Origin of the sequence: Streptomyces erythrochromogenes, assembly GCF_040684695.1 — a bacterium.
Classification (GTDB): Bacteria; Actinomycetota; Actinomycetes; order Streptomycetales; family Streptomycetaceae; genus Streptomyces; species Streptomyces erythrochromogenes_C.
The window spans coordinates 639,697-666,675 of the sequence record NZ_JBFBGM010000002.1; the positions used below are offsets into that span (position 1 = coordinate 639,697).

General features: G+C 71.1%; 24 protein-coding genes and 6 tRNA genes. 18 read left to right on the forward strand and 12 right to left on the reverse strand.

The window, feature by feature from the left end; genetic code table 11:
• Positions 1-42: 42 nt before the first annotated feature.
• The 3 genes from AB0O53_RS07010 to AB0O53_RS07020 all read right to left on the reverse strand — a co-directional run bounded on the left by AB0O53_RS07010 (position 43) and on the right by AB0O53_RS07020 (position 665).
• Positions 43-115 (reverse strand) — tRNA-Gly (locus AB0O53_RS07010).
• Positions 116-187: 72 nt separating this feature from the next.
• Positions 188-259, reverse strand: a tRNA-Gly gene (locus AB0O53_RS07015).
• An 88-nt stretch (positions 260-347) separates the two neighbouring features.
• A complete protein-coding gene (locus tag AB0O53_RS07020; protein ID WP_183066294.1) occupies positions 348-665 on the reverse strand; it encodes a histone-like nucleoid-structuring protein Lsr2 in 318 nt (105 codons plus the stop codon).
• A gap of 321 nt (positions 666-986) precedes the next feature.
• Here AB0O53_RS07020 and purS point away from each other — a divergent pair, with 321 nt between their 5' ends.
• The 6 genes from purS (at position 987) to AB0O53_RS07050 (ending at position 7,231) form a co-directional block, all read left to right on the forward strand.
• Positions 987-1,238 carry a phosphoribosylformylglycinamidine synthase subunit PurS gene (purS, locus tag AB0O53_RS07025; RefSeq protein ID WP_008740952.1) on the forward strand — a complete coding sequence of 84 codons (252 nt, stop codon included), beginning with the start codon at positions 987-989 and terminating at the stop codon, positions 1,236-1,238.
• A gap of 2 nt (positions 1,239-1,240) precedes the next feature.
• Positions 1,241-1,921, forward strand: a complete 681-nt coding sequence (gene purQ, locus AB0O53_RS07030) for a phosphoribosylformylglycinamidine synthase subunit PurQ (protein WP_031156354.1) — start codon at positions 1,241-1,243, stop codon at positions 1,919-1,921.
• The gene (gene purL, locus AB0O53_RS07035; protein ID WP_365193630.1) at positions 1,918-4,167 is read left to right on the forward strand and encodes a phosphoribosylformylglycinamidine synthase subunit PurL; all 2,250 of its coding nucleotides are present in this window, start codon (positions 1,918-1,920) and stop codon (positions 4,165-4,167) included. The genes purQ and purL overlap by 4 nt, the downstream gene beginning before the upstream one ends.
• Before the next feature lie 197 nt (positions 4,168-4,364).
• Positions 4,365-5,567, forward strand: a complete 1,203-nt coding sequence (locus tag AB0O53_RS07040) for a hypothetical protein (protein WP_365193632.1) — start codon at positions 4,365-4,367, stop codon at positions 5,565-5,567.
• 9 nt (positions 5,568-5,576) lie between these two features.
• On the forward strand, positions 5,577-6,368 hold the full coding sequence (locus AB0O53_RS07045; protein WP_351001070.1) for a maleylpyruvate isomerase family mycothiol-dependent enzyme: 792 nt from the start codon (positions 5,577-5,579) through the stop codon (positions 6,366-6,368).
• A 53-nt stretch (positions 6,369-6,421) separates the two neighbouring features.
• The gene (locus tag AB0O53_RS07050; RefSeq protein ID WP_351001073.1) at positions 6,422-7,231 is read left to right on the forward strand and encodes an META domain-containing protein; all 810 of its coding nucleotides are present in this window, start codon (positions 6,422-6,424) and stop codon (positions 7,229-7,231) included.
• Between the two features lie 87 nt (positions 7,232-7,318).
• On the opposite strand, the gene AB0O53_RS07055 is transcribed toward AB0O53_RS07050, so the two are convergent.
• Together AB0O53_RS07055 and AB0O53_RS07060 are read right to left on the reverse strand one after the other, a co-directional pair.
• On the reverse strand, positions 7,319-8,743 hold the full coding sequence (locus AB0O53_RS07055; RefSeq protein ID WP_351001076.1) for a sulfatase-like hydrolase/transferase: 1,425 nt from the start codon (positions 8,741-8,743) through the stop codon (positions 7,319-7,321).
• A 104-nt stretch (positions 8,744-8,847) separates the two neighbouring features.
• Complete coding sequence (locus tag AB0O53_RS07060) at positions 8,848-8,943, reverse strand: putative leader peptide (protein ID WP_351001079.1); 96 nt, start codon at positions 8,941-8,943, stop codon at positions 8,848-8,850.
• 148 nt (positions 8,944-9,091) lie between these two features.
• Between AB0O53_RS07060 and purF the strand changes: the two genes are divergently transcribed.
• Together purF and purM are read left to right on the forward strand one after the other, a co-directional pair.
• Positions 9,092-10,609 (forward strand): amidophosphoribosyltransferase, encoded by a 1,518-nt coding sequence (gene purF, locus AB0O53_RS07065; protein WP_046777511.1) that lies wholly within the window; start codon positions 9,092-9,094, stop codon positions 10,607-10,609.
• 93 nt (positions 10,610-10,702) lie between these two features.
• Positions 10,703-11,773 (forward strand): phosphoribosylformylglycinamidine cyclo-ligase, encoded by a 1,071-nt coding sequence (purM, locus tag AB0O53_RS07070; protein WP_351001082.1) that lies wholly within the window; start codon positions 10,703-10,705, stop codon positions 11,771-11,773.
• Between the two features lie 79 nt (positions 11,774-11,852).
• Here the strand turns inward: purM and AB0O53_RS07075 are convergent, their stop codons facing one another.
• Together AB0O53_RS07075 and AB0O53_RS07080 are read right to left on the reverse strand one after the other, a co-directional pair.
• Complete coding sequence (locus tag AB0O53_RS07075) at positions 11,853-12,116, reverse strand: DUF3073 domain-containing protein (RefSeq protein ID WP_030839703.1); 264 nt, start codon at positions 12,114-12,116, stop codon at positions 11,853-11,855.
• A gap of 280 nt (positions 12,117-12,396) precedes the next feature.
• Positions 12,397-13,515 (reverse strand): Leu/Phe/Val dehydrogenase, encoded by a 1,119-nt coding sequence (locus tag AB0O53_RS07080; RefSeq protein ID WP_365193637.1) that lies wholly within the window; start codon positions 13,513-13,515, stop codon positions 12,397-12,399.
• Between the two features lie 192 nt (positions 13,516-13,707).
• Here AB0O53_RS07080 and AB0O53_RS07085 point away from each other — a divergent pair, with 192 nt between their 5' ends.
• Positions 13,708-14,562: a DUF8083 family protein gene (locus AB0O53_RS07085; RefSeq protein WP_365193638.1), complete on the forward strand. Its 855-nt coding sequence runs from the start codon at positions 13,708-13,710 to the stop codon at positions 14,560-14,562.
• A 568-nt stretch (positions 14,563-15,130) separates the two neighbouring features.
• Positions 15,131-15,337, forward strand: coding sequence for a developmental transcriptional regulator BldC (bldC, locus tag AB0O53_RS07090; RefSeq protein WP_003949541.1), 207 nt, complete (start codon positions 15,131-15,133; stop codon positions 15,335-15,337).
• A gap of 633 nt (positions 15,338-15,970) precedes the next feature.
• Here the strand turns inward: bldC and AB0O53_RS07095 are convergent.
• Together AB0O53_RS07095 and hrpA are read right to left on the reverse strand one after the other, a co-directional pair.
• Positions 15,971-16,044: transfer RNA gene (locus tag AB0O53_RS07095), tRNA-Asp, on the reverse strand.
• A 71-nt stretch (positions 16,045-16,115) separates the two neighbouring features.
• On the reverse strand, positions 16,116-20,048 hold the full coding sequence (gene hrpA, locus AB0O53_RS07100; protein WP_351001090.1) for an ATP-dependent RNA helicase HrpA: 3,933 nt from the start codon (positions 20,046-20,048) through the stop codon (positions 16,116-16,118).
• Between the two features lie 111 nt (positions 20,049-20,159).
• Between hrpA and AB0O53_RS07105 the strand changes: the two genes are divergently transcribed.
• The 3 genes from AB0O53_RS07105 to AB0O53_RS07115 all read left to right on the forward strand — a co-directional run bounded on the left by AB0O53_RS07105 (position 20,160) and on the right by AB0O53_RS07115 (position 22,320).
• The gene (locus AB0O53_RS07105) at positions 20,160-20,612 is read left to right on the forward strand and encodes a hypothetical protein (RefSeq protein ID WP_365193642.1); all 453 of its coding nucleotides are present in this window, start codon (positions 20,160-20,162) and stop codon (positions 20,610-20,612) included.
• A 116-nt stretch (positions 20,613-20,728) separates the two neighbouring features.
• Positions 20,729-21,469: a DsbA family protein gene (locus AB0O53_RS07110; RefSeq protein ID WP_365193644.1), complete on the forward strand. Its 741-nt coding sequence runs from the start codon at positions 20,729-20,731 to the stop codon at positions 21,467-21,469.
• Positions 21,466-22,320 (forward strand): cytochrome c biogenesis CcdA family protein, encoded by an 855-nt coding sequence (locus tag AB0O53_RS07115; RefSeq protein WP_365193646.1) that lies wholly within the window; start codon positions 21,466-21,468, stop codon positions 22,318-22,320. The genes AB0O53_RS07110 and AB0O53_RS07115 overlap by 4 nt, the downstream gene beginning before the upstream one ends.
• A gap of 38 nt (positions 22,321-22,358) precedes the next feature.
• Here the strand turns inward: AB0O53_RS07115 and AB0O53_RS07120 are convergent.
• The 3 genes from AB0O53_RS07120 to AB0O53_RS07130 all read right to left on the reverse strand — a co-directional run bounded on the left by AB0O53_RS07120 (position 22,359) and on the right by AB0O53_RS07130 (position 22,643).
• Positions 22,359-22,435 (reverse strand) — tRNA-Phe (locus tag AB0O53_RS07120).
• A gap of 22 nt (positions 22,436-22,457) precedes the next feature.
• Positions 22,458-22,531, reverse strand: a tRNA-Asp gene (locus AB0O53_RS07125).
• 39 nt (positions 22,532-22,570) lie between these two features.
• Positions 22,571-22,643, reverse strand: a tRNA-Glu gene (locus AB0O53_RS07130).
• Between the two features lie 104 nt (positions 22,644-22,747).
• On the opposite strand from AB0O53_RS07130, the gene AB0O53_RS07135 reads away from it, so the two are divergent.
• From AB0O53_RS07135 to AB0O53_RS07155, 5 genes are all read left to right on the forward strand, one after another.
• The gene (locus tag AB0O53_RS07135) at positions 22,748-23,098 is read left to right on the forward strand and encodes a metallopeptidase family protein (RefSeq protein ID WP_351001101.1); all 351 of its coding nucleotides are present in this window, start codon (positions 22,748-22,750) and stop codon (positions 23,096-23,098) included.
• Positions 23,095-23,664: a FluC/FEX family fluoride channel gene (locus AB0O53_RS07140; protein WP_435886607.1), complete on the forward strand. Its 570-nt coding sequence runs from the start codon at positions 23,095-23,097 to the stop codon at positions 23,662-23,664. The genes AB0O53_RS07135 and AB0O53_RS07140 overlap by 4 nt, the downstream gene beginning before the upstream one ends.
• Complete coding sequence (locus tag AB0O53_RS07145; protein ID WP_351001104.1) at positions 23,661-24,035, forward strand: fluoride efflux transporter FluC; 375 nt, start codon at positions 23,661-23,663, stop codon at positions 24,033-24,035. Before AB0O53_RS07140 ends, AB0O53_RS07145 begins: the two co-directional genes overlap by 4 nt.
• A 93-nt stretch (positions 24,036-24,128) precedes the next feature.
• A complete protein-coding gene (locus AB0O53_RS07150; RefSeq protein WP_351001107.1) occupies positions 24,129-24,668 on the forward strand; it encodes a hypothetical protein in 540 nt (179 codons plus the stop codon).
• Between the two features lie 277 nt (positions 24,669-24,945).
• On the forward strand, positions 24,946-26,979 hold a 2,034-nt coding region (locus AB0O53_RS07155; protein WP_365193649.1), incomplete at its 3' end, for a DEAD/DEAH box helicase.

Here is a 26,979-nt window from a genome sequence, read left to right on the forward strand (position 1 = left end):
AAGAAGGCCCCGATCGCAATGATCGGGGCCTTCTTCTCACAGAGCGGACGACGCGACTCGAACGCGCGACATCCACCTTGGCAAGGTGGTGCTCTACCAACTGAGCTACGTCCGCAAGCAGTGCACTGCCGGGGCAGTACGTGCATCACTCTACCCGATCCACCGGAGTGGTCGGAAAGTCATGCAGAGCGGGTGACAGGAATCGCACACTGCGCCTTCCCTCTGGAAGAGGGATGTTCTGCTACTGAACTACACCCGCACGACCTCGGAGGCTCTGACCTGCGGCCTCGCCCCTCGGCGTGATCCACACACTAGCGGACGGATGGGGGGCCTTGGCAAATCGGCCCTCAGTGGGCCGCGTTGTAGGCCTCGTAGATCTTCTTCGGGATGCGGCCCCGCGGCGGCACGTCGTGCTGGTTGGACCGGGCCCAGGCGCGGACGACGGCCGGGTCGGGTGCGACCGAGGTGTGCTTGAAGGTCTTCCCCGAGCGCGACTGGCGGCGGCCGGCGGCCACGAAGGGCGCGAGGCTCTTCCGCAGTTTCTTTGCGTTGGCCACATTGAGGTCGATCTCGTAGGACTTACCGTCCAGGGCGAACATGACCGTTTCCGCCGCTTCTCCGCCGTCGATGTCGTCGGAGAGCGTGACCACTACGCGCTGCGCCACGGATATCGGTCCCTTCGTGCGACGCCGCCACCTGCATGACGTGCGGCGATGTCGCCTGTTCGGATGTTTTGGGGCAATGCAACTTTCGACCGGAATCCCGGTTGATTCCTTTGTACCTCGATTCCCATTGCATTGCGAAGCTCAGTTAATTCTCTCCGCGTGTCCCGCCGCAATGCCGGGTACGTGGTTTTCCTGGGGATTTTGCGAAGCGTTGGTGAAGCCGAAACGGCGCGGTGATCAAGGCCGTCAGATATCTACCCGCGTAGAAATTTCGGCCGGGTACGCTGAGGGAACCGCCTTGCACCAACCACCTCATCGGGAGTGCCAGTGGCACGCGTCGTAGTCGACGTCATGCTCAAGCCGGAGATCCTCGACCCCCAGGGCCAGGCGGTGCAGCGTGCACTGCCGCGCCTGGGCTTCGAGGGCATCGCCGACGTCCGTCAGGGGAAGCGCTTCGAACTGGAAGTGGAGGGTCCGGTCGACCAGGCCGCCCTCGACCGCATCCACAAGATGGCCGAAACGTTCCTCGCCAACACCGTCATCGAAGACTTCACCGTGAAGGTCGAGGCCTGACGGTGACCACTCGCATCGGAGTCGTCACGTTCCCCGGAACGCTCGACGACCGTGACTCGCTGCGCGCCGTCCGCCTCGCGGGGGCCGAGCCGGTCTCGCTCTGGCACCGCGACAAGGACCTCCACCAGGTCGACGCGGTCGTCCTCGCGGGCGGCTTCTCCTACGGGGACTACCTGCGCGCCGGGGCCATCTCCCGCTTCTCGCCGGTGATGGAGACCATCATCGAGCAGGCCAGGGCCGGCATGCCGGTCCTCGGCATCTGCAACGGCTTCCAGGTCCTCACCGAGGCCCACCTGCTGCCGGGGGCGATGCTCCGCAACAACCACCTGCACTTCATCTGCCGCGACCAGAAGCTGCGGGTGGAGAACGCGGAGACCGCGTGGACCGGCGACTACACCGCCGGCCAGGAGATCTCCGTACCGCTCAAGAACATGGACGGCCGGTACGTCGCCGACGAGCGCACGCTCGACGAACTGGAGGCCGAGGGCCGAGTGGCCTTCCGGTACCTGGACGTGAACCCGAACGGGTCGCTCCGCGACATCGCCGGCATCACCAACGCCGAGGGCAACGTCGTCGGCCTGATGCCGCACCCCGAGCACGCGGTCGAGCCGCTGATCGGGACCGGCCGCACCGACGGCCTCCCGTTCTTCACGTCGGTCCTGAAGAAGCTGGTCAGCGCATGAGCCTCGACACCGTCAAGAACGCCACCGAAACCCCGGACGCCTCCCAGCCCTGGAAGGAGCTCGGCCTCAAGGAGGACGAGTACGCCCGGATCCGGGAGATCCTCGGCCGCCGCCCGACCGGCGCCGAGCTCGCCATGTACTCGGTCATGTGGTCCGAGCACTGCTCGTACAAGAGCAGCAAGGTCCACCTGAAGCAGTTCGGCGAGAAGGTCCCCCAGAACGACGCCATGCTCGTCGGCATCGGTGAGAACGCCGGCGTCGTCGACGTCGGCCAGGGCTACGCGGTCACCTTCAAGGTCGAGTCGCACAACCACCCGAGCTACATCGAGCCCTACCAGGGCGCGGCCACCGGCATCGGCGGCATCGTCCGCGACATCCTCGCCATGGGCGCCCGCCCGGTCGCCGTCGTCGACCCGCTGCGCTTCGGCGCGGCCGACCACCCCGACACCAAGCGCGTCCTGCCGGGCGTCGTCGCGGGCATCGGCGGCTACGGCAACTGCCTGGGCCTGCCCAACATCGGCGGCGAGGTCGTCTTCGACGCCTGCTACCAGGGCAACCCGCTGGTCAACGCCGGCTGCATCGGCGTCATGAAGCACGAGGACATCCACCTCGCCCAGGCCTCCGGCCCGGGCAACAAGGTCATCCTCTACGGCGCCCGCACCGGCGGCGACGGCATCGGCGGCGTCTCGGTCCTCGCGTCCGAGACCTTCGACGACACCAAGCCCACCAAGCGCCCCGCCGTCCAGGTCGGCGACCCCTTCCAGGAGAAGCTCCTCATCGAGTGCACCCTGGAGATCTTCAAGGAGAAGCTGGTCGCGGGCATCCAGGACCTCGGCGGCGCCGGCCTGTCCTGCGCCACCTCCGAGCTGGCCTCCGCCGGCTCCGGCGGCATGCGCGTGGAGCTCGACACCGTCCCGCTGCGCGACGCGACGCTCTCGCCCGAGGAAATCCTCATGAGCGAGTCGCAGGAGCGCATGTGCGCGATCGTCGAGCCGCAGCACGTCGACCGCTTCATGGAGATCTGCGAGAAGTGGGACGTCATCGCCACCGTCATCGGTGAGGTGACCGACGGCGAGCGCCTGGAGATCTTCTGGCACGGCGAGCAGATCGTGGACGTGCCCCCGGGCACCGTCGCCCACGAGGGCCCGGTCTACAACCGCCCCTACGCCCGCCCCGAGTGGCAGGACGCGCTCCAGGCGGACGACGCGGGCAAGCTGCCCCGCCCGCAGACCTCCGAGGAGCTGCGCGCGCAGGTCCTGGCCCTGGTCTCCTCCCCGAACCAGGCCTCGAAGTCCTGGGTCACCGACCAGTACGACCGGTTCGTGCAGGGCAACACCGTGCTGTCGCAGCCCGAGGACGCGGGCATGGTCCGCATCGACGAGGAGTCCAACCTCGGCGTCGCCATGGCCACCGACGGCAACGGCCGCTACGCCAAGCTCGACCCGTACACGGGCGCGCAGCTGGCCCTGGCCGAGGCGTACCGCAACGTCGCCGCGACCGGCGCCAAGCCCCTCGCCATCTCCGACTGCCTGAACTTCGGCTCCCCCGAGGACCCGGGCGTCATGTGGCAGTTCGCCGAGGCCACCCGCGGTCTCGCGGACGGCTGCCTGGAGCTGGGCACCCCGGTGACCGGCGGCAACGTCTCGCTCTACAACCAGACCGGCGACGTCGCGATCCACCCGACCCCGGTCGTGGCCGTGCTCGGCGTGATCGACGACGTCAACCGCCGTACGCCGATGGCGTTCGCGGAGGCCGGCCAGCTGCTCTACCTGCTCGGCGACACCGCCGCCGAGTTCGGCGGCTCGGCCTGGTCCCAGGTCGTCCACGACCACCTCGGCGGCCTGCCGCCGAAGGTGGACCTGGGCCGCGAGAAGCTGCTCGCCGAGATCCTGATCTCCGCGTCGCGCGACGGCATGATCGACGCCGCGCACGACCTGTCCGACGGCGGTGTCATCCAGGCACTGGCCGAGTCCTGCCTCAAGGGCGGCAACGGCGCGCGCGTCGTGGTCCCCGAGGGCCTGGACGCCTTCACGTTCCTCTTCTCCGAGTCCGCGGGCCGCGCCATCGTGGCCGTCCCGCGCAGCGAGGAGCTCCGCTTCACCGACATGTGCGGTGCGCGCGGCCTGCCGGTCGCCCGCATCGGCGTGGTGGACGGCGAAGAGATCGAGATCCAGGGCGAGTTCAGCCTCCCCCTGGCCGAGCTCCGCGAGGCGCACGAGGCGACGATCCCGGCCCTGCTGGCCTGATCCCGCCGCTTTCGTACGAGCCCCCGGCCGGTGACCCACCGGCCGGGGGCTCGGCGGTTCCGGGCCGCCGTCCCTGTTGGTACGGTCGGCGCCACAATCGCAGGTGCAAGAGTGGGGGGACGGGGATGTTCGAACCGCTGGGGCCTTCCAGGGGCGGGCCGTTGCCCGATCGGGGCCGATGGCGCAATGCGGTCAATTTGCTGCTGTGCACGGCCGGTGTGGGCGGCGTGGTGTTCGGCGGCTGGGCGCTGCACGACACGTACACGACGCACCAGAACGCCAAGGCCTCCCGCGCGCTGATCACCCGGGCGTGCGCCGGGCTGGTCGACGCCGACGCGGTCATGCGCCTGGACGGCGGCACCGACCGGGTGGTGCTCGGCGGCGACGAGCCCCGCACCGTCGACTTCGAGGGGATCCCGGACGGCTGCGTGCTGAGCCGCGTGGAGGAACGCCACGGCCGGGAGGCGCAGGTCAGCCAGTTCACCCTCGACATCAGGGGGCTGCCCCAGGAGCGCGTCCTGCACACCGTCGAGGACTTCCCGGACGAGCCCTTCACCACCCTGGACCTCGGCTCGCAGGGCGACATGACCGCCCGGACCAGGCTTCCCGACCGGATGCCGCTCGGCGACGGCCGGCTCGGTGACTACGGCCCCGACTACGTCACCGTCGTGGCCCGCTGCGAGCAGCCCGCCGAGGCCGGCACCACGACCCTGATCGTGACCGCCACCTCCCCCAGCACCCGGGACGAGGCCGGTGACCGCCCGGTCCTGGCACGCCTCGCCCGCCAGGCCGCCGTGGGTGCCGCCGCGAAGTACGGCTGCCGGGCGCAGCTGCCCGACCTCCCCGACCGGCTGCCGGCGCCCGTCGTCGCTCTCGGTCCGGCAGCGGGTGACCGGTCCGACAGCTGCGGCTGGTTCGCGGCCCACCTGCGGACCGCGGACGGTGCGACGCTGCCCGACCGGGCGGCCGGAGTGCCCCTCGGCGGAGCCGCCCGCGAGGAGGGCTGCCTGCTCGCGGTCGGTCCCGATGCGACCCGGCGCATCCATCAGACGCTGGACAAGGAGCAGCGCGCCCACCTGGACCTGGACGCCGTCCTGCGGATCTCGCCCTGGTGGGTCCGGACCCGGTCGTACTTCGGTGACGACGCCGCCGCGTTCGCGGTCGAGAGCCCGGGCGGGCGGATCCCCGACCCGGTGGCCCCCGGCACCGCGGGCCGCCTCCGCGACGTGCTCCACGCTTCGGCGACCTGCCAGGGCCGGCCGGCGACCCTGACCATGACCGTCCCGTACCGCTACCGGTCCGTCCTCGGCGCGCGCCTCGACGAACTGTTCAAGGCGTACGCCACCGACGCGGCCGCGCGGCGCGGATGTACCGGCCTCGTGCTCCCACCGCCCGAGTAGGGTCGGGGCATGCCGCCCGCCAGGAAGAAGCCGCGCGCCTACGACCCCGTGAAGATCCGCGCGGCCGTGACCGCGCAGTTCGCCCATGTCGGACGAGCCGTCGGGGAGTTGGGCCCCGAGCAGCTGGCGCGTCCCAGCGGGCTCGGGGACTGGACCGTCGCCGACCTCGCCGCGCACGTCGCGTGGATCGCGGACTCGCTGGCCGCCGGCCTCGCCCGGCCGCCCGCCGCCGTCCCCGAGCTGACCGCGACCGAATGGCCCTTCGCCACCGCCTCCCTCGCCGGGAAGATCTCCGAGGCGGCCCGGGAGACCCTCACCGGAGCCCCGCTGCCCGAGCTGTACGAGCGGGCGGCCGGCGCCATGGCCGGGGCGCTCGCGGCGAACCCCGGCGGGCGCGTGCTCCAGCTGTGGATCGGCGACATGACCCTGGCCGACTTCCTGGTCACCCGGACCGTGGAGCTGGTGGTCCACACCGACGACCTCAACCGGGCCGCCGGACTGGACATCCCGATCGAGCGGCAGGCGCTGGCCGCCTGCACGCGGCTGCTCGCCGACTCCCTCGCCCTGAAGGCCCCGGGCGGTTCGGTCGAGGTACGGATCCCGCCCTTCGCGGTGGTCCAGTGCATCGAGGGCCCGCGGCACACCCGGGGCACCCCGCCGAACGTGGTCGAGACCGACCCGCTGACCTGGATCCGGCTCGCGACCGGACGTACGGGATGGGCCGAGGCGCTCGACGCGGCCCGGGTACGGGCCTCCGGCGAGCGGGCCGACCTGTCGGCGCTGCTCCCCCTGATGAGCTGAGCGGGGGCGCGGCCGTGGTGGAACCGACGGGGGACCGCGTCCGTCCCAGGGGCATGCGTACCCTCCGGCACGTCCACATCCCCGCGGGGCTGGCCCTCGTCCTCGCGCTCACCGCGGCCGGCTGCGGCCGCGCCGAGGAGCAGGGCGCGGGCGCGGTGCTCCCCGATCCCGTGGGCCGCTGGGCCGTCGAGTCCCTGACCACGGGCGGCCGCACCCTGCACGCCCCCGAAACCGCCCGCATCGACTTCGGCGAGAAGGAGGCCAAGGGCAACTACGGCTGCAACGGCTTCACGGCCGGCGTCTCCTTCGCGGGCACCGACGCGGTGACCGTGACCCCGGGCGCCTCGACCACCATGGCCTGCGCGGACATGGAGTTCGAGACGGCCTTCGCCAAGCTGCTCACCGGGCGCCTGACCATCGACCGGGGGCCCGACCGGCTCACCCTGAAGACCGCCGACGGGAGCACCATCGCCATGACCCCGGCACCCGCGACCCCGGACGCCTCCCTGACCGCGGTCGAGTGGACCGTCCAGTCCCTGATCAGCGGTACGACGGTCTCCTCGCTGCCCGCCGGGGCCACCGGCTCGGCACGGTTCACCGTCGACGCCGACCTGTCCGTGAGCGGGACCCTCGGCTGCAACCGCTTCAGCGCCCAGGTCACCCGGGACGGCGACCGGCTCACCTTCGGGCCGCTCACCACCACGCGGATGGCGTGCGACGGCCCGGCGGGCGAGGTCGAGGCGAAGCTGACCGACCTGTTCGCGAGCGGCCCCCTCACCTCCAGGATCGAGGGCCGCCGGCTGACCCTCACCGCCGCGGACGGCAAGGGCCTGATCGCCGAGGCGGCGTCCGACGCCGAATAGCGCCGTCCGGGCCGTCCGGCCCGTCCGGGCGGGGCGGGCGGGGCGGACGGGCGGAAGGCGCACGGCCGCCCGCCCCCGCCGCCCGGTTCACGCCGGGTAGGGCAGCAGGCCCGCGTCCACGCTCTCCCAGGCCCTGCGCAGCTCCGCCAGCCGGGCGGGCTCCGCGGCGGCCCTGTCGGCCTGTTCGCGGATGTCCCCGGCCAGGTTGAACAGCTGGTCGCGGCCGGTCCTGCCGCGGTAGTACTTCCAGTCCCCGCGGCGCAGGGCCCGCTCCCCGCGGACCCGCCAGAACAGGTCCCGCTCGGCGGCCTTCTCGCCGCGCAGCAGGTATCCGGCCAGGCTCACGCCGTCCAGCGGGTAGGCCGGGTGCGGGCGGGCACCGGCCACCTCCAGCAGGGTCGCGGTCCAGTCCGGGCTGAACACCGGCACGTGGCTGACCTGGCCGCCGTCCAGCCTCGCGGGCCAGCGCAGGATGTTCGGCACGCGGATGCCGCCCTCCTGGAGGGAGGCCTTGTTGCCCGACAGCGGCCAGTTGTAGGAGAAGCGCTCGCCGCCGTTGTCGCTGGAGAACACCACGACGGTGTGCTCCTCCTGGCCGGAGCGCCTCAGCGCCTTCAGCACCTCGCCGACCGACCGGTCGAGGTCCTCGACCATCTCCTTGTACTTCTCGACCGAGCCGCCGTCCTGGTGCCACAGGGCCCGCCCGTCGCCCGCCTTGATGCGCCGGACGATCTCGGCGCTCTGCGCGGTGTCCCCGTCGGCGATCCACGGCCAGTGCGGGGTGGTGAAGTTCAGGTTCAGCAGCCAGGGCCGGCCGTGGTGGTCGCGGGAGACGTACTCGCTCGCCCGCTCGGTGATGATCCGCGTGTAGTAGCGCAGGTCCTTGTACTCGGCGTCGCCCTCGTAGAGGTCGTACTCGCCGCCCAGGCCCAGCTTGGAGTAGTACTCCAGGGCTCCGCCGAAGTTGCCGAAGAACTCGTCCCAGCCGGACTTCGTCGGGCTGTAGTCGGGCAGGTAGCCGGCGTGCCACTTGCCGATCAGCGCGGTCGCGTACCCGGAGGCCTTCAGCAGGGAGGCCAGCGTGGGGTGGGTGGGCTCCAGGCCGACGGACTTGTCGGCGATCGGCTCGGCCAGCCCGCCCCTGGTCCGGGCCGGGTAGCGGCCGGTGTAGAGGCTGAACCGGGTCGGCGAGCAGGTGGCGGAGCCCGAGTAGGCGTCGGTGAAGCGGACGCCCTGGCGGGCGAGCCGGTCCAGGTTCGGGGTCTTGATGTGGGGGGAGCCGTACGCCGAGAGGTCGGCCCAGCCCAGGTCGTCACCGAGGATGAACAGGATGTTCGGGCGGCGCGACGAGCGGCCCTTGGAGGCCCGGAACTCCCGCTCCGCGGGACCCCCCTGCGGGCCCTCGGCGGCCTGGGCGGGGGTGGCTCCCAGCCCCGTGGCGGCGGCCGCCGCGGTGACTCCGACGGCACCGGTGAAGGCACGTCGGGACAGCTTGTTCTCGTACGAAGACACAGGTACTCCAAAGCACGGTCCGCCGGCCGGCTCCGGGCGGGGCGCGGCACGGCGGAGCAGGGCGGGGCGGAGCGGAAAAGGGAAAGGCGCAGGAAGAGTTGTGGCTACGCGAAGCAGCGACAGATGGCGCTCGCGACACGGACCAGGTCCACGTGCCGGCGCTCGAAGAGGGTGACGGTGCGGTCACCGAGAGGCTGCATGGACCGAGAGCCTGTACGAATGCCTTCGTAGATGTCAACAAGGTGATCCGAATACCGAGACGGGGCCGTGCGGTCACCCTCTGTGCTGTGACATTTCCCGGCCGTCCCCAATTCGGACCAGTGGTCGATCTCGCCTACACTCGGGAGCGTGCCTCGTGGTGATGGACGACTCAACCACGACCTGCTCCCCGGCGAAAAGGGCCCCCAGGACGCTTGTGGCGTCTTCGGTGTCTGGGCTCCGGGTGAAGAGGTCGCCAAGCTCACCTACTTCGGACTGTATGCGCTGCAGCACCGTGGACAAGAGTCCGCGGGAATCGCTGTGAGCAACGGTTCCCAGATCCTCGTCTTCAAGGACATGGGCCTCGTTTCCCAGGTCTTCGACGAAACCTCCCTCGGCTCGCTCCAAGGTCATATCGCGGTCGGTCACGCCCGCTATTCGACCACCGGCGCGTCCGTGTGGGAGAACGCGCAGCCCACTTTCCGCGCGACCGCCCACGGCTCCCTGGCCCTGGGACACAACGGCAACCTGGTGAACACCGCCGAGCTCGCCGAGATGGTCGCCGACCTCCCCCGTCAGGACGGCCGTGCCACCCAGGTGGCCGCCACCAACGACACCGACCTGGTCACGGCCCTGCTGGCCGGCCAGGTGGACGCGGACGGCAAGCCGCTGACCATCGAGGAGTCCGCCCGCGTGGTGCTCCCGAAGGTCAAGGGCGCCTTCTCGCTGGTGTTCATGGACGAGGGGACCCTCTACACCGCCCGTGACCCGCAGGGCATCCGCCCGCTGGTCCTCGGCCGCCTGGAGCGCGGCTGGGTGGTCGCGAGCGAGACCGCCGCCCTCGACATCTGCGGCGCCAGCTTCGTCCGCGAGGTCGAGCCGGGTGAACTCGTCGCCATCGACGAGAACGGTCTGCGCACGTCCCGATTCGCGGAAGCGAAGCCCAAGGGCTGTGTCTTCGAGTACGTCTACCTGGCGCGCCCGGACACCGACATCGCCGGCCGCAACGTCTACCTCTCGCGTGTCGAGATGGGCCGTCGCCTGGCGAAGGAAGCCCCGGTCGAAGCCGACCTGGTGATAGCGACGCCGGAGTCCGGCACGCCCGCCGCGGTCGGATACGCCGAGGCCAGCGGGATTCCGTACGGTTCGGGCCTGGTCAAGAACGCCTACGTCGGCCGGACCTTCATCCAGCCCTCGCAGACGATCCGCCAGCTCGGCATCCGCCTGAAGCTCAATCCCCTCAAGGAAGTCATCCGGGGCAAGCGCCTGGTGGTCGTGGACGACTCGATCGTCCGCGGCAACACCCAGCGCGCCCTGGTCAAGATGCTCCGCGAGGCCGGCGCGGCCGAGGTCCACATCCGGATCTCCTCGCCGCCGGTGAAGTGGCCGTGCTTCTTCGGCATCGACTTCGCCACCCGGGCCGAGCTCATCGCCAACGGCATGACGGTCGACGAGATCGCCACGTCGCTGGGCGCGGACTCCCTCTCCTACATCTCGCTCGACTCGATGATCGAGGCGACGACGATCCAGAAGCCCAACCTCTGCCGTGCCTGCTTCGACGGCGAGTACCCGATGGAGCTCCCGGACCCGCAGCTCCTCGGCAAGCAGCTCCTGGAGACCGAGCTGGCCGGCGGCGCGGACGCCGCCGACGCGCTCCGTCGCCCGTAAGTCCCCGGCTCCACCTGCGCGGGGCCCTGTCTTTCAGGCTTTTCCCAGGGCCCCGCACCAACCGCAGTAACGACACGAAAGCTCTCTCCTGTCATGACAGAGAAGACCACCGGTGCCAGCTACGCAGCCGCGGGCGTCGACATCGAAGCGGGAGACCGCGCCGTCGAGCTGATGAAGGAGTGGGTGAAGAAGACGCAGCGCCCCGAGGTCCTCGGCGGCCTCGGCGGTTTCGCCGGCCTCTTCGACGCCTCCGCCCTGAAGCGGTACGAGCGCCCGCTGCTCGCCTCGGCCACCGACGGGGTCGGCACCAAGGTGGACATCGCCCGCCAGATGGGCGTCTACGACACCATCGGCCACGACCTGGTCGCGATGGTCATGGACGACATCGTCGTCTGCGGCGCCGAGCCGCTCTTCATGACCGACTACATCTGCGTCGGCAAGGTGCACCCCGAGCGTGTCGCCGCCATCGTCAAGGGCATCGCCGAGGGCTGTGTCCTCGCCGGCTGCGCCCTGGTGGGCGGCGAGACCGCCGAGCACCCCGGCCTGCTGGGCCCGGACGACTTCGACGTGGCGGGCGCCGGTACGGGTGTCGTCGAGTACGACCGCCTGCTCGGCGCGGATCGCATCCGTACGGGGGACGCCGTCATCGCGATGGCTTCGTCCGGCCTTCACTCGAACGGGTACTCGCTGGTCCGCCACGTCCTCTTCGACCGCGCCGGGATGTCCCTCGACGCCCACGTGGACGAGCTCGGCCGGACCCTCGGCGAGGAGCTCCTGGAGCCCACCAAGATCTACTCGCTCGACTGCATGGCCCTCACCCGGACGGCCGAGGTGCACGCCTACTCGCACATCACCGGCGGCGGTCTCGCGGCCAACCTGGCCCGGGTGATCCCCGATCACCTGCACGCCACGGTCGACCGCTCGACCTGGACCCCCGGCGCGGTCTTCGACCTGGTCGGCAAGGCCGGGCAGGTGGAGCAGCTGGAGCTGGAGAAGACCCTCAACATGGGCGTCGGCATGATGGCCGTCGTTCCGCAGGAGTCGGTGGACGTGGCGCTGACCGCGCTGGCCGACCGGGGCGTCGACGCCTGGGTGGCGGGCGAGATCCTGGACCGCGGCGACCGCACCGAGGGCGCGACCCTCACCGGTTCGTACGCGAGCTGAGCAGCACTGAAACCCGGCCCGGGGCTAAGCCCTGGACCGGGTTTCAGTCTTTGATGTGTCGTGCAGACGCCTCAGGGCGTCAAGCGCCGCGACGCTGTGCCGACGGACCGGACTCGTCGTCCTCGTCGTCGTCATCGCTGTTGTAGAGGTCCGCGTACCGAGCGTACGGGTCGTCCTCGTCCAGCTCGTCGTCGTCTACCTCGACCGGCTCGCTGACAGGCAGCGGTTCTGCGGTCGATGCGCCCAGCTCGTTGGCCAGACGCGACAAGTCAGTCCCGCCGCTGCTGTACTTCAGCTGGCGGGCGACCTTCGTCTGCTTGGCCTTTGCCCGGCCGCGCCCCATGGCTCGACCCCCTCGGTGACGGGGCTCGACGGCCCCAGAGTCTGACACGCGTTCATGGTTCGGAGCGGGCTCTCCGTGGAGAGACCGTCCGTAGGGGTTTAACGGTACCTGCTTCCGCGGCCATACGGTACGCCGCCCGCATGACGCGCCCCGGTGCAGAACCAACAAGGCGCCCCGTCCTCGCTGGTCAGCTGCGATTTTAACCCTTTCCTGGCGGGCGACCCGCCGAAGTGCAGTGAGTTCCGTCTCGCCGCACCCCGGCGGGCCCGCGAGCAGGCCCCTAGGAGGCCGTCACCGGGAGGGTCCGGCGCCCGTCCGCCATGCGCTGCTCGGCGATCCGGTCGGCCGCGGCGGCCGGCGGAATGCCGTCCGCCTTCGCACGAGCGAAGATCTCCAGCGTGGTGTCGAAGATCTTCGTGGCCTGCACCTTGCACCGGTCGAAGTCAAAGCCGTGCAGCTCGTCGGCGACCTGGATGACGCCGCCCGCGTTGACCACGTAGTCCGGGGCGTAGAGGATGCCGCGGTCCGCGAGGTCCTTCTCGATGCCCGGGTGGGCGAGCTGGTTGTTGGCCGCGCCGCACACGATCGTGGCGGTGAGGGCCGGGACCGTCTCGTCGTTCAGGGCGCCGCCGAGCGCGCACGGGGCGTAGATGTCGAGGCCCTCGACACGGATCAGGGCGTCCGTGTCGGCGACCGCGGTGACCTTGCCCGGGTGCTTGTCGAGGATGCGCTGCACCGACTCCTGGCGGACGTCGGTGATGACGACCTCGGCCCCGTCCTCGAGCAGGTGCTCCACCAGGTAGTGGCCGACCTTGCCGACGCCCGCGACGCCGACCTTGCGGCCGCGCAGGGTCGGGTCGCCCCACAGGTGCTGCGCGCTGGCGCGCATGCCCTGGAAGACGCCGTAGGCGGTGAGCACCGAGGAGTCGCCGGCGCCGCCGTTCTCGGGGGAGCGGCCGGTGGCCCAGCGGGTTTCACGGGCGACGACGTCCATGTCGGCGACGAAGGTGCCGACGTCGCAGGCGGTCACGTAGCGGCCGCCGAGGGACTCCACGAAGCGGCCGTAGGCCTCCAGGAGTTCCTCGGTCTTGATGACGTCGGGGTCACCGATGATGACGGCCTTGCCGCCGCCGAGGCCGAGACCGGCCATGGCGTTCTTGTAGGACATGCCGCGCGAGAGGTTGAGCGCGTCGCGCACGGCCTCGTCGTCGGAGGCGTAGGCGTGGAAACGCGTACCGCCGAGGGCGGGGCCCAGGGCGGTGGAGTGGATCGCGATGACGGCTTTCAGGCCGGTGGCTCGGTCCTGGCACAGCACGACTTGCTCGTGGCCGCCCTGCTCCGTGCGGAACAGGGTGTGCAGGACGCCGTCGGTCATTTCGGTCACGGTGGTGACTCCCATGGAAGAGATGCGGCGGGAAGACGCCCTCCTGCGGGTGGGGGAGGACGCGCTGGGAGCAGAGTAAGACCTGTGGGCCGGATGGGGGTGTCCTGTCCGGGGATCGAAACACTCCCGGAGTACGGGAGGCCGTCCGGGCCCGGCGACCTGCGGCCCGGAGGTGAAGCGGGCCCCGGAAGGGGGGAGGACGAGAGGGTGACCGAATCCCCGGATCCCCTGCTGCCGTCCGCGCGCTCGGCGCCGACCGTCCCGTACGCCTCCTACCTGCGCGTCTACGAACCCCTGGCCGCCTTCGCGGAGCCGGAGCGCACGCACTGGGCGCAGTACGCCCGGCGCGGGACGGCCCCGACCGCCCAGGACGAACTGCGCCGGTCGCTGGCGGACTTGGTGCGGGTCCCGCTGGTGGGGGTGCCGGCGCAGGAGAGCGCCGACGCGTTCACCGCTGAGGTCGGCGGGGTGCTGCTGGTCTGCCCGTGGCGCACCCGGCTGCGCGGCTGGCTGGCGCTGGAGGAGCTGGTCGACCAGTTCCCGGGCCCGGTGCTGGACGCGGCGCTGCCGCCGGTGGCGCGCCGGCGGGCGGCCGAGGAGTACGAGCGCTGGCGCGAGCGGAACCCGGACGCGCGCCCGTGGATCCGTACGGGCGTGTGGCAGATCCCGCTGCGCTGGTTCGTGCTGGTCGCGGACGAGGAGCGGGAGTACGTGCCGGGTGAGCGGCTGCGCTACCGGACGCCGATGGTGCAGGCGCGCCGGCGCCTCGCCCGGGCCCTGCGGACGCTGCGCGCCGCCGAGGGGTACGGCATGCTCGCGGAGGGGCTGGTCGAGGTGGGGAGCTGGCTGGAGGAGTTCCATCCGCGTTCGATGGTCGAGCTGGACTACGGCGGGCTGGTGCACGCCCTGCCGGCGGACCGGCTCGCGGCCGACCGTTCGGCGGGGGACCTCGCGGCGGGCGTCGAGGCGCTGCGGGCGGGGGACGCCGAGGCCGCGGCGGAGGTCTACGAGGGGCTCGCGGAGCGCTGGCGGGCGGTCCGCGAGCGGCTCTTCGCGAATTAGGCCGAAAACCACCGGTGTGGCTGGATTCACCTTTCGGAGGTCCGTACGTACCGCCGCGTATCGGTCGTTCGGTCAAAACTGGCTGATCAGGGCCCTGATCGTGCCATTCGGGACGTAGTGCCAGGACCTACGTCCCGATACGGGCCATTGGCCCAAGCGTGACGGACCGCACTAACCACACCCTTGCGCCCTTCCCCTACCCTCGTGCCAAAATAGGACAAGGAGTCCGGGGAGGGTTCCTTCCGCCCAACTAAGGGCGGAATGCTCGGCATTGCACTCTACGGGGGGTCTGACGACTCCTGATCGCTCTGTGACTGATCGTCACAGTGGGGTGACTGTCCGTTATAGGGCGGTCCATCGGGCTTCCGCCGCTGATGAACACCTCGGAGGGCAATTCCGTCGGTTTGGCCGTCGAGGCTGGACGGATGGTGTAGTTGTAGTGCCGAGGACAAGCCGTTCGTCCTATAACCGACTCGGCCCGCGTATGTCCATTTCGGGCAACGCGGGCCAAGGTGCAGAATTTAGAGGAAAGAACCGAGATGGTTCGGTTCTCCCGAGGAGGCCGCTCATGACCGCTCGCACCCCTGATGCCGAGCCGCTGCTGACCCCGGCTGAGGTTGCCACGATGTTCCGCGTGGACCCTAAGACGGTCACCCGCTGGGCCAAGGCTGGCAAGCTCACGTCCATCCGCACCCTGGGTGGACACCGCCGGTACCGCGAGGCCGAGGTCCGCGCACTGCTGGCGGGAATTCCGCAGCAGCGCAGCGAGGCCTGAGGTCGCGTAAACACCCCGCTTTAAACGGGTCTCCATCGGGTCCCCCAATCCGATGAGAACCCACATTGCTTCATTCGACCCGGCCTGCCCCAACAGGTTCTCGGGTCGTTCGATCGCGCTGGACTCCGCCGGGTCCAGCGCGATCTTTTTTATGCCCAGGTCAGGGGGGTGCCGGAAGCCCGCCGGGATGCCTGACGGGGTAGGTACCATTGCACATATTAAATCGAGCCGGCGTATGGATGCGATAAAAGTGTGAGTCCGAAAAACTCATGCGGTGACACCCGTCACAGATGATCACTCTTGTATATCCGCCAATGCACCCCGTAATGGGGAAGTCCGTCGCGGTGAGCATCATGCGAACGGGGGATTCTCCGCCGAAGGGACGATGCGCGGGCGCGCGCGGGCCGGCGGGACGCCGCGACGGGAGGCCGCGACGGAAGGCCGCGACGGAAGGGCGCGACGGGAGGGCGCCGGTCGGGCCGACGGGAGGCTGCGGCGAGAGGGCGGCGGAATCGGCCGGGGAGGCGTCCGCCGCGAGTCGGGCGGTCCGCGTCCCAACCCGTGGCGGGCGGAGGGGCGCGCCAACGCGTCAGGGCCCGTATCCCCGGGGGGATACGGGCCCTGACGTTGTTGCGATCCTGACGGGACTTGAACCCGCGACCTCCACCTTGACAGGGTGGCGAGCTAACCAACTGCTCCACAGGACCTTGATTCGCGGCCACTCGGCGGCGGCTGCGAATCAGACTGTACAGCAGCTCAGGGGGTGCGGTCGAACCGATCAGGGGGCGGCCGCATCCACCGCCTTCACGATCCGCTTGTCGGAGATCGGGTACGCCGTGCCGAGCGCGTGCGCGAAGTAGCTGACGCGCAGCTCCTCGATCATCCAGCGGATGTCGGTGACGGTGGCCGGGACGGGCCGTCCCTTCGGCAACTGCTCCAGCAGCCAGGCGTACTCGTCCTGCATCTCGTGGACCTTCTCCATGCGCGTCGTGTCGCGCTGGACGCCCGTGGGCATCTGCTGGAGCCGCCGGTCCGCCGCCACCAGGTAGCGCATCAGGTCCGGCAGCCGGCGCAGACCGGTGAGCGTCACGAAGCCGGCCGGCACGAGGGCCGCCAGCTGCGTCCTGACGTCCTGGATGTTCGACACCAGCGCGAGGCTGGAGGTGGCCTTCAGGCGCCGCTCACAGGCCTGCCAGGCGGCCAGCACCTGCTGCACCTGGTTGACCGCCCGCACGGTCGTGTCCACCAGGTCCGCGCGGACCGCCTCGTAGAGCCGCCGGAAGCCCGCCTCGTCCCACGCCGGGCCGCCGTGGTCGGCGATGAGCTTGTCGGCCGCCGCGGTCGCGCAGTCGTCGAACAGCGCCTGGATGGAGCCGTGCGGGTTCCGCGACAGGGCCAGCTTCTGCTGGTTGGTGAGGTGGTCGGAGGCGAACTTCGCCGGGTTCACCGGGATGTTCAGCAGGATGAGGCGGCGGGTGCCCAGCCACATCGCCTGCTGCTGCTCCGCCTCGGTGTCGAAGAGCCGTACGGAGACGGTGCCCGCTGCCGCGCCCTCGTCGACCAGCGCCGGGTACGCCTTCACCGGCTGGCCCGCACGCCGGGTCTCGAAGACCTTGGTCAGGGTGCCGATCGTCCAGTCGGTCAGCCCGGTGCGCTCCACCGACTCCCCGCCCGCGCGCTCGGCGGTGGCCGCGGCGGCCTTGGAGAGTGCCTGGCGGGCCTTGGGCTTCAGCCTGAGCCGCAGGGCCTCCAGGTCCTTGTCCTCGGCGATCTTGCGACGCCGCTCGTCGACGATCCGGAAGGTGATCTTCAGGTGGTCGGGGATCCGGGTCAGGTCGAAGTCCTCGGCCGTGACCGGTACCCCGACCATCCGCTGGAGCTCGCGCGCCAGGGTGACCGGCAGCGGCTCCTGCAGCGGTACGGCCGTGTCCAGGAAGCGGCCCGCGTAGTTCGGCGCGGGGACGTAGTGCCGGCGGATCGGCTTGGGCAGCGAGCGGATCAGCTCCGTGACGACCTCCTCGCGCAGGCCCGGGATCTGCCAGTCGAAGCCCTCGTCGGTGACCTGGTTCAGCACCTGCAGCGGGATGTGGACGGTCACGCCGTCCGCGTCCGCGCCCGGCTCGAACTGGTAGGTCACCCGGAACTTCAGCGGCCCCTGCCGCCAGGAGTCCGGATAGTCGGCCTTGGTGACCCCGGCCGCCTTCTCCGTGAGCAGCATCTCCCGCTCGAAGTCGAGCAGTTCCGGCTCGTCGCGCTTCTTGTGCTTCCACCACGAGTCGAAGTGCGCCCCGGACACCACGTGCTCGGGGATCCGCTGGTCGTAGAAGTCGAAGAGGGTCTCGTCGTCCACCACGATGTCGCGGCGCCGGGCCCGGTTCTCCAGCTCCTCCACCTCGGTGAGGAGCTTGCGGTTGTCCGCGTAGAACTTGTGGTGCGTGCGCCAGTCGCCCTCGACCAGCGCGTTGCGGATGAACAGCTCGCGCGAGACCTCGGGGTCGATACGGCCGTAGTTGATCTTCCGTTGGGCGACGATCGGCACGCCGTACAGCGTCACCTTCTCGTAGGCCATCACGGCCGCCTGGTCCTTCTCCCAGTGCGGCTCGCTGTAGGTGCGCTTGACCAGGTGCTGCGCCAGCGGCTCCACCCACTCGGGCTCCACCTTGGCGTTCACCCGGGCCCACAGCCGCGAGGTCTCCACCAGCTCGGCGGACATCACGAACTTCGGCTGCTTCTTGAACAGCGACGACCCCGGGAAGATCGCGAACTTGGCGCTGCGCGCGCCGAGGTACTCGTTCTTGTCGGTGTCCTTGAGCCCGATGTGCGAGAGCAGACCGGCCAGCAGCGAGACGTGGACGACCTGCTCGGGGGCGTCGGCCTCGTTGACGTGGATGCCCATGCTCTTGGCGACCGTGCGCAGCTGCGAGTAGATGTCCTGCCACTCGCGGATCCGCAGGAAGTTCAGGTACTCCTGCTTGCACATCCGGCGGAAGGACGAGGAGCCGCGCTCCTTCTGCTGCTCCCGCACGTAGCGCCACATGTTCAGGAACGAGAGGAAGTCGCTGGTCTCGTCCTTGAAGCGGGCGTGGTTCTGGTCGGCCTGGGTCTGCTTGTCCGAGGGGCGCTCGCGCGGGTCCTGGATGGACAGGGCCGCCGCGATGACCATGACCTCGCGGACGCAGTTGTTCTTGTCGGCCTCGATGACCATGCGCGCCAGCCGCGGGTCGACGGGCAGCTGGGACAGCTGGCGGCCCATCTGCGTCAGGCGCTTCTTCGGATCCTTCTCGGCCGGGTCCAGCGCCCCGAGCTCCTGGAGCAGCTGTACGCCGTCGCGGATGTTGCGGTGGTCCGGCGGGTCGATGAAGGGGAACTTCTCGATCTCGCCGAGACCGGCGGCGGTCATCTGGAGGATGACGGAGGCCAGGTTCGTGCGCAGGATCTCGGCGTCGGTGAACTCGGGACGGGCGTTGAAGTCGTCCTCGGAGTACAGCCGGATGCAGATGCCGTCGCTGGTACGGCCGCAGCGGCCCTTGCGCTGGTTGGCGCTGGCCTGCGAGATCCGCTCGATCGGCAGGCGCTGCACCTTGGTGCGGTGGCTGTAGCGGGAGATCCGGGCGGTGCCCGGGTCGATCACGTACTTGATGCCGGGGACGGTGAGCGAGGTCTCGGCGACGTTCGTGGCCAGGACGATCCGGCGGCCCGTGTGCTGCTGGAAGACCCGGTGCTGCTCGGCGTGCGAGAGGCGGGCGTAGAGGGGGAGGACCTCGGTGAAGCGCAGCTTCTTCTTGATGAGCGCGTCCGCGGTGTCGCGGATCTCGCGCTCGCCGGACAGGAAGACCAGGATGTCGCCGGCGCCCTCGGCCTGGAGCTCGTCCACGGCGTCGCAGATCGCGGTGATCTGGTCCCGGTCGGACTCCTCGGAGTCCTCTTCCAGGAGCGGCCGGTAGCGGACCTCCACCGGGTACGTGCGGCCGCTGACCTCGACGATCGGGGCGTCGCCGAAGTGGCGGGAGAAGCGCTCCGGGTCGATCGTCGCCGAGGTGATGACCACCTTGAGGTCGGGCCGCTTGGGCAGCAGCGTCGCCAGGTAGCCGAGCAGGAAGTCGATGTTCAGGGACCGCTCGTGGGCCTCGTCGATGATGATCGTGTCGTAGGCGCGCAGCTCGCGGTCCGTCTGGATCTCGGCGAGCAGGATGCCGTCCGTCATCAGCTTCACGAAGGTCGCGTCCTGGTCCACCTGGTCGGTGAACCGGACCTTCCAGCCGACGGTCTGCCCGATCTCGGACTTCAGCTCCTCGGCGATGCGTTCCGCGACCGTGCGGGCGGCGATCCGGCGGGGCTGGGTGTGCCCGATCATGCCCCGGACGCCGCGGCCCAGCTCCATGCAGATCTTGGGGATCTGCGTGGTCTTGCCGGAACCGGTCTCACCGGCGACGATCACGACCTGGTGGTCGCGTATCGCCTCGGCGATCTCGTCCTTCTTCTGGCTGACGGGCAGGTTCTCGGGATACGTGACCTCCGGCATCCGCGAGGCACGGCCGGCCAGTCGCTCGGCGGCCTTCGCGGCCTCCGTGGCGATCTCGTCGAGCACGGCCTGCTTGGCCTCGGGCTTGCGGATGCGGCGGGCGCCTTCGAGGCGGCGGCCGAGGCGGTGCGCGTCACGGAGGGAGATCTCACCGAGAAGCGTCTGCAGGGCGGCGAAGGAAGTAGACATACCTGATCGAGGATCTCACCTGGGCCCTCCGGGTGGCGAACGCATTTGTCGGGTGGACCCGTACCATTTCGGGACGAGTCCCTCGGCCGCACGAGTGAGAGGCAGCCCACCTTGTCCCGCCCCCGCCTCTTCGGCTGCGCCGTGCTCGCGGTCCTGGCGGTACTGCTGGGCGGGACGGCCCCCGCCGCTGCCGGACCGTTTCTGCCGGATTCCGTGCCGGCCGTCCGGGCCGCGGCCCCGGCGGGCTCCGGTGCGCCCGGATCGCTCCCGGCCGTCGCCGGGCACCCAGGGACCCTCGCGGACGGTGCCGCCCGGACCGAGTCCGCCCCGGCTCCCGGCCCCGCCGTCCGCAGCGGCGGGCCCTCCTGCGCCCCCGCGGCCCCCGACCACGGAGGGACGCCCGTGGTCCCGGCCCGGTCCGGGGGCGACCACGCCCAGGTACCGCCGGGCCGCCCGGTCCCGCCGGCCGCCCGGCCGTACGCGGGCCTGCCCGTACGGGCGCCCGTCCGCGACCCCGACCGGCCCGCCCCCGGCCCGGTGGAGCTGTCGGTGATGCGGGTCTAGAGGTCTCGCCCCGGCGGTCCTTCTCCGGCCCGTGGGACCCCGTGTTCCCGCCCGCCGCCCCGGAGGCCGTCCGGCCCGGCCCGTACCGACCCCACCCGCAGAACCGGAGCACCCGTATGTCCTCGTCCAAGAACAACCGCACGACCACGTCCGCCGCCAAGCCCCTGCTGATCTCCGCGGGGGTCGCCCTCGCCGCCGTCACCCTCGGCCTCGTCTCCTGGCAGGCCACCGCCCCCGCCGACAGGGACGCGGGCTCCGCCGGCTCCGCGCCCGCGTCCGCGCCCCGCGACGACACCTCCGCCGCGCTGCTGGCCCTGGCCCGCCGGGAGCCCGGCGACAAGCTCGCGGTCGGCCGCGCGGACGCGCCCGTCGTGCTGATCGAGTACTCCGACTTCAAGTGCGGCTACTGCGGCAAGTTCGCCCGGGACACCGAGCCCGAGCTGGTGAAGAAGTACGTCGACAACGGCACCCTGCGCATCGAGTGGCGCAACTTCCCGATCTTCGGCGCCGAGTCGGAGGCCGCCGCCAGGGCCGCCTGGGCCGCGGGGCAGCAGGACCGGTTCGCCGCATTCCACGCGGCCGCGTACGCCGACGGCGCCAAGGAGAAGGGCTTCGCCGAGCCGCGTCTGCTGGAGCTGGCCCGCGAGGCCGGGGTCCCCGACATCGAGCGCTTCAAGGCCGACATGGCCGGCGAGCCGGCCGCGGCGGCCCTGAAGAAGGACCAGGAGGAGGGCTACCGCATCGGCGTCACCTCCACCCCGTCCTTCCTGGTCAACGGCAAGCCGATCGCCGGCGCCCAGCCGCTCGGCGCCTTCGCCGCCGCCATCGCGCAGGCCGAGGCGGCGGCGAAGCAGTGACCGACATCGGATACCTGGCCGCGCTGCTGGGCGGCCTCCTCGCGCTGCTCAGCCCGTGCAGCGCGCTGCTCCTGCCGGCCTTCTTCGCGTACTCGATCGACTCCGCCTCACGCCTGCTGGCCCGTACCGGCATCTTCTACGCGGGCCTCGCGAGCACCCTCGTACCGCTGGGGGCGGCCGGCTCGTACGCCGGGCGGTTCTTCCACAGCAACCGCGACCAGCTGGTCCTCGCCGGCGGCTGGCTGATCATCGCCCTCGGTGTGGCGCAGATCCTGGGCCTGGGCTTCGCCTCGAAGCGGATCTCGGAGCTGTCCGGGAGGATCCGGCCGACGACCGCGCTGTCCGTGTACGCGCTCGGCGCGGTGTACGGGCTGGCGGGCTTCTGCGCCGGCCCGATCCTGGGCAGCGTCCTGACGGTCGCGGCGGTCAGCGGCAGCCCGGTCTACGGCGGGATGCTGCTGGCGGTCTACGCCCTGGGGATGGCCGTGCCGCTCTTCGTGATGGCCCTGCTGTGGGAGCGGTTCGAGCTGGGCCGGCGGCGCTGGCTGCGCGGCCGGGCCTTCCGCGTGGGCAGCCGGGAGCTGCACACGACCTCGCTGCTGTCCGGGCTGTTCTTCATCACCCTGGGCGTGCTGTTCCTCGTCTACGACGGGGCGAGCGCGCTGCCGGGGCTGCTGGACGTGGACGACTCCTTCGCGGTGGAGCAGCGGGTGCGCACGCTGGCGGACGCGGTTCCGGACGGAGCGCTGCTCGGGCTGGTCGCCGTCGGGGCGGCGGCCTTCGGCCTGGTGCAGTGGCGCCGCCGGGCGCGGGCGGCCGAGGAGGCGAAGGTGGAGGCGGGGGCGGAGTAACCACAGAAGGCCCCGTCCGATGGACGGGGCCTTCCTGGTGGTGGCTGGGGCCGGGGTCGAACCGGCGACCTATCGCTTTTCAGGCGATCGCTCGTACCAACTGAGCTACCCAGCCACGAGACCGTTTCCGGCCTCAGCGATCCTGACGGGACTTGAACCCGCGACCTCCACCTTGACAGGGTGGCGAGCTAACCAACTGCTCCACAGGACCTTGCAGTGTGCGAGACAAAGTCTTGCACACGGTAATGCGTACCCCCAACGGGATTCGAACCCGTGCTACCGCCTTGAAAGGGCGGCGTCCTGGGCCACTAGACGATGAGGGCTAAAGGCCCGCCTGGGCGCTTTCCAGCGCGTCGGGGACGTGAGAAGCATATGGGATCCGGGGAGGTATCGCCAAAACGGTTTCCCCCGGAGGGACAATGGCCCGGTGCTGGAGATGACGCGCGAGGAGTTCGAGGAGCTCGTCGCAGAGGCCCTGGACCGGATCCCGCCGGAGCTGACGCGGCTGATGGACAACGTGGCGGTGTTCGTCGAGGACGAGCCGCCCGCCGACGACCCGGACCTGCTGGGCCTCTACGAGGGGACCCCGCTGACGGACCGCGGCGAGTGGTACGCCGGGGTGCTGCCGGACCGGATCACCATCTACCGCAATCCCACGTTGCGGATGTGCGAGGACCGGGAGAGCGTGGTCGCGGAGACGGAGGTCACCGTGGTGCACGAGATCGCCCACCACTTCGGGATCGACGACGAGCGGCTGCACGCGCTGGGGTACGGGTGAGCCGTAGGGGCTCCCGGCCCGGCGCCGGCCCCGGCCCCGGCCCCGGCTCCGGTGCCGAGGCGATCGACCCGGACGTCGACCTGCACGTGCCCGCGCAGCGGGCCGAGCCGCAGGGCCGGGTGCTCGCGGCGGTGGCCGCCGGAGGCGCGGTCGGGGCCTCGGCCCGGTACGGGATCTCCCTGCTCTGGCCGGCCGCGCCCGGGACCTTCCCGTGGGCGACCCTGTGGATCAACGCCTCCGGGTGCGCGCTGATCGGCGTACTGATGGTGCTGATCAGCGAGGGCGGGCGGTCGGCTCCGCATCCGCTGCTGCGCCCCTTCGCCGGGGTCGGCGTGCTCGGCGGCTTCACCACCTTCTCCACCTACGCGATGGACTTCTCTCGGCTCCTCGACGAGGGGGAGGCGCGGTCCGCGCTGGCGTACGCCGGGCTCACGGTGGTGGCCGCGCTGGGCGCGGTGTGGGCGGCGGCCTCGGTGACCCGGCTCGCCCTCCGCGGGCGGGGACGGGGACGGGGAGAGGGGCCTGACCGCGAGCCGGGGCCGGGGACGGGCCGGGTGGTCCGGTGAACTGGCTGTTCGTGGTGGCGGGCGCGGTCGTCGGCGCTCCGCTGCGCTATCTGACGGACCGTGCGGTGCAGCAGCGCCACGATTCGGTCTTCCCCTGGGGGACCTTCGTCGTGAACGCGGCCGCCTGCCTGGTGCTGGGGGTGCTGACCGGCGCGGCACTGGCCGGGGCCGCCTCCTCGTGGGTGGTGCTGCTGCTGGGGCCCGGGCTGTGCGGGGCGCTGAGCACGTACTCGACCTTCTCGTACGAGACGCTGCGGCTGGCCGAGCGCGGGTGGGGCTTCCTGGCGGCTGCGAACGTCGTGATGTCGGTGCTGGTCGGGCTGGGCGCGGTGCACCTCGGCTCGCAGGTGGCGCGACAACTGTTCGCCTGAGGGCGTGTCCCTTGCGGGGCAAAGGGAGTTGGGCACATCGACCCGCTTCTGCGGGCCTCTCGCCTCTCGTCCCCAGGCTCCGGAGGTGCCCCCGTGCGCCAGTTGTCCGCTTCCCTCAGACTGGCCGTCACCGCTCTCGCGGTCGCGGCGACGGCCGGCTGCATGAGCGTCGGTGAGGACGCGGCCAAGCCCGGGCCCTCCGCCGCGGCGGACCGGCGCGCCGGTTCGGAGGCGGGCGCAGGTGCCGCCTCCGGGCGGGGTTCCGGGATCCGCGGCAACGGGCACGGCGGCAAGGAAGCCGCGGAGGGCCAGGACGGCAAGCACAAGGAGGACGGCAAGGCCTCCGGCGCGACCGGGGCCTCCCCCGGCCCGGGTGCGCCGAGCGGGGCGCCGGGCGCGCCCGCGCCGTCGGCCGGACCGGGCGGCGGCGCCGGCGGGCAGGGGCCCCAGGAGCCGTCGACGGGCGGTTCCGGCGGTTCGGGTTCCGGCGGTCCGGGAGGGCCGGGCGGCGGCCAGCAGTCGGCGAGCCCGACGCCGGCGCCCCCGATTCCGACGCCCCCTGTGACGGAACCCACTCCGCTTCCGTCGAGCCCGCAGCCGGAGCCCACCACCCAGCCGGCGCCCCAGGCGTAGGGGCGCGACGTCCGGCGCCGCCTCCGGGAGGCGCGGCCGAGTCTTCCCGATGCGGGCATTTGTGCAGGTCGGGGACGTTTTCGTGGGAGCGACTTGCCAGACCCGGGGGAGGGTGCGTATGATTATAGATCGTTTGATCCCATTGCCCGGCGCCGAATCCGAAGAGCGCCGTGTGGCGCGTACTCTCCCTAGCCGTGGCTGACCGCATTGAGGCGGTCGATTTGCGATTCACGGAGTTTGGGCGCGTGCCGAGACTCCGGAAGGTTTCGCATTTCGCATGTCCATTTCCAGTTCTGACCGTTCCGTCATGCCCGAGAACGACTCCAACGAGCTCATCGACGCCGAGGCCCTCGTGGTCACCGAGGCGATCGAGGCCGCTGAGGCCGAGGGAATCATCGAGGCCCTCGAGGCGGACGTGAACGGTGAGTCCTTCGAGGACTCCACCGACGACTTCGACGCCGATGCAGACGCCGACGCCGAGCCCACGATCACCTTCGGTGACCTGGGTCTGCCCGAGGGCATCGTCCGCAAGCTCGCCCAGAACGGCGTCACCACGCCCTTCCCGATCCAGGCCGCGACCATCCCGGACGCCCTGTCCGGCAAGGACATCCTCGGCCGCGGTCGCACCGGCTCCGGCAAGACCCTCTCCTTCGGTCTGCCGACCCTGGCCACGCTGGCCGGCGGCCACACCGAGAAGAAGAAGCCCCGCGCGATCATCCTCACGCCGACCCGTGAGCTCGCGATGCAGGTCGCGGACGCCCTCCAGCCGTACGGCGACGTCCTCGGCCTGAAGATGAAGGTCGTCTGCGGCGGTACCTCCATGAGCAACCAGATCTACGCTCTGGAGCGCGGTGTCGACATCCTCGTCGCCACCCCGGGCCGACTGCGCGACATCATCAACCGCGGCGCCTGCTCCCTGGAGAACGTCCAGGTCGCGGTCCTCGACGAGGCCGACCAGATGGCCGACCTGGGCTTCCTGCCCGAGGTCACCGAGCTGCTCGACCAGATCCCCGAGGGCGGCCAGCGCATGCTCTTCTCCGCCACCATGGAGAACGAAATCGGCACCCTGGTCAAGCGCTACCTGTCCAGCCCGGTCACGCACGAGGTCGACAGCGCCCAGGGCAACGTCACGACCATGACGCACCACGTGCTCGTCGTGAAGCCGAAGGACAAGGCGCCGGTCACGGCCGCCATCGCCGCCCGCAAGGGCCGCACCATCATCTTCGTCCGCACCCAGCTGGGCGCCGACCGCATCGCCGAGCAGCTCGTCGAGGCCGGCGTCAAGGCCGACGCCCTGCACGGCGGCATGACCCAGGGCGCCCGCACCCGCGTCCTCGCGGACTTCAAGGACGGCTACGTCAACGCGCTCGTCGCCACCGACGTCGCCGCCCGAGGCATCCACGTCGACGGCATCGACCTGGTCCTGAACGTGGACCCGGCCGGTGACCACAAGGACTACCTGCACCGCTCGGGCCGTACCGCCCGCGCCGGCAAGTCCGGTGTCGTCGTCTCCCTCGCGCTGCCGCACCAGCGCCGCCAGATCTTCCGCCTGATGGAGGACGCGGGCGTCGACGCCTCGCGCCACATCGTCCAGGGCGCCGGCGCCTTCGAGCCCGAGGTCGCCGAGATCACCGGTGCGCGTTCGCTCACCGAGGTCCAGGCCGACTCCGCGAACAACGCCGCCAAGCAGGCCGAGCGCGAGGTCGCCGAGCTCACCAAGCAGCTCGAGCGCCTGACCCGCCGTGCCGGCGAGCTGCGCGAGGAGGCCGACCGCCTGGTCGCCCGCTCCGCCCGCGAGCGCGGCGAGGACCCGGAGGCCGCTGTCGCCGAGGTGGCCGAGGCCGCCGAGGCCGAGGTCGCGGCTGCCGCCGCTGCCGCTGCCGCCGAGATCGCCGCCCAGGAGCGCCGCGAGGAGAACCGCGCCCAGCGCGACGACCGCGGCAACTTCGAGCGCCGTGACAACCGCGGCGGCGACCGCGGTGACCGTGGCGGCTACCGCCGCGACGACCGCGGTGACCGCGGTGGCGACCGTGGCGGCTTCCGCCGTGACGACCGTCCGTCCGGTGGTTTCCGTCGTGACGACCGTCCGTCGGGCGGCTTCCGCCGTGACGACCGTCCGTCCGGTGGTTTCCGTCGTGACGACCGTCCGTCGGGTGGCTTCAACCGTGACGACCGCGGTGACCGCGGTGGTGACCGTGGCGGCTTCCGTCGCGATGACCGTCCGTCCGGTGGTTTCCGTCGTGACGACCGTCCGTCGGGTGGCTTCAACCGTGACGACCGCGGTGACCGCGGTGGTGACCGTGGCGGCTTC

Excerpts from the sequence above, each read along its gene's own strand:
- purL (WP_365193630.1), top strand. The coding sequence starts at position 1,918 with ATGAGCCTCGACACCGTCAAGAACGCCACCGAAACCCCGGACGCCTCC.
- AB0O53_RS07045 (WP_351001070.1), top strand. The coding sequence starts at position 5,577 with ATGCCGCCCGCCAGGAAGAAGCCGCGCGCCTACGACCCCGTGAAGATC.
- AB0O53_RS07050 (WP_351001073.1), top strand. The coding sequence starts at position 6,422 with ATGCGTACCCTCCGGCACGTCCACATCCCCGCGGGGCTGGCCCTCGTC.
- AB0O53_RS07060 (WP_351001079.1), bottom strand. The coding sequence starts at position 8,943 with ATGCAGCCTCTCGGTGACCGCACCGTCACCCTCTTCGAGCGCCGGCAC.
- purM (WP_351001082.1), top strand. The coding sequence starts at position 10,703 with ATGACAGAGAAGACCACCGGTGCCAGCTACGCAGCCGCGGGCGTCGAC.
- AB0O53_RS07075 (WP_030839703.1), bottom strand. The coding sequence starts at position 12,116 with ATGGGGCGCGGCCGGGCAAAGGCCAAGCAGACGAAGGTCGCCCGCCAG.
- AB0O53_RS07080 (WP_365193637.1), bottom strand. The coding sequence starts at position 13,515 with ATGGGAGTCACCACCGTGACCGAAATGACCGACGGCGTCCTGCACACC.
- bldC (WP_003949541.1), top strand. The coding sequence starts at position 15,131 with ATGACCGCTCGCACCCCTGATGCCGAGCCGCTGCTGACCCCGGCTGAG.
- hrpA (WP_351001090.1), bottom strand. The coding sequence starts at position 20,048 with ATGTCTACTTCCTTCGCCGCCCTGCAGACGCTTCTCGGTGAGATCTCC.
- AB0O53_RS07110 (WP_365193644.1), top strand. The coding sequence starts at position 20,729 with ATGTCCTCGTCCAAGAACAACCGCACGACCACGTCCGCCGCCAAGCCC.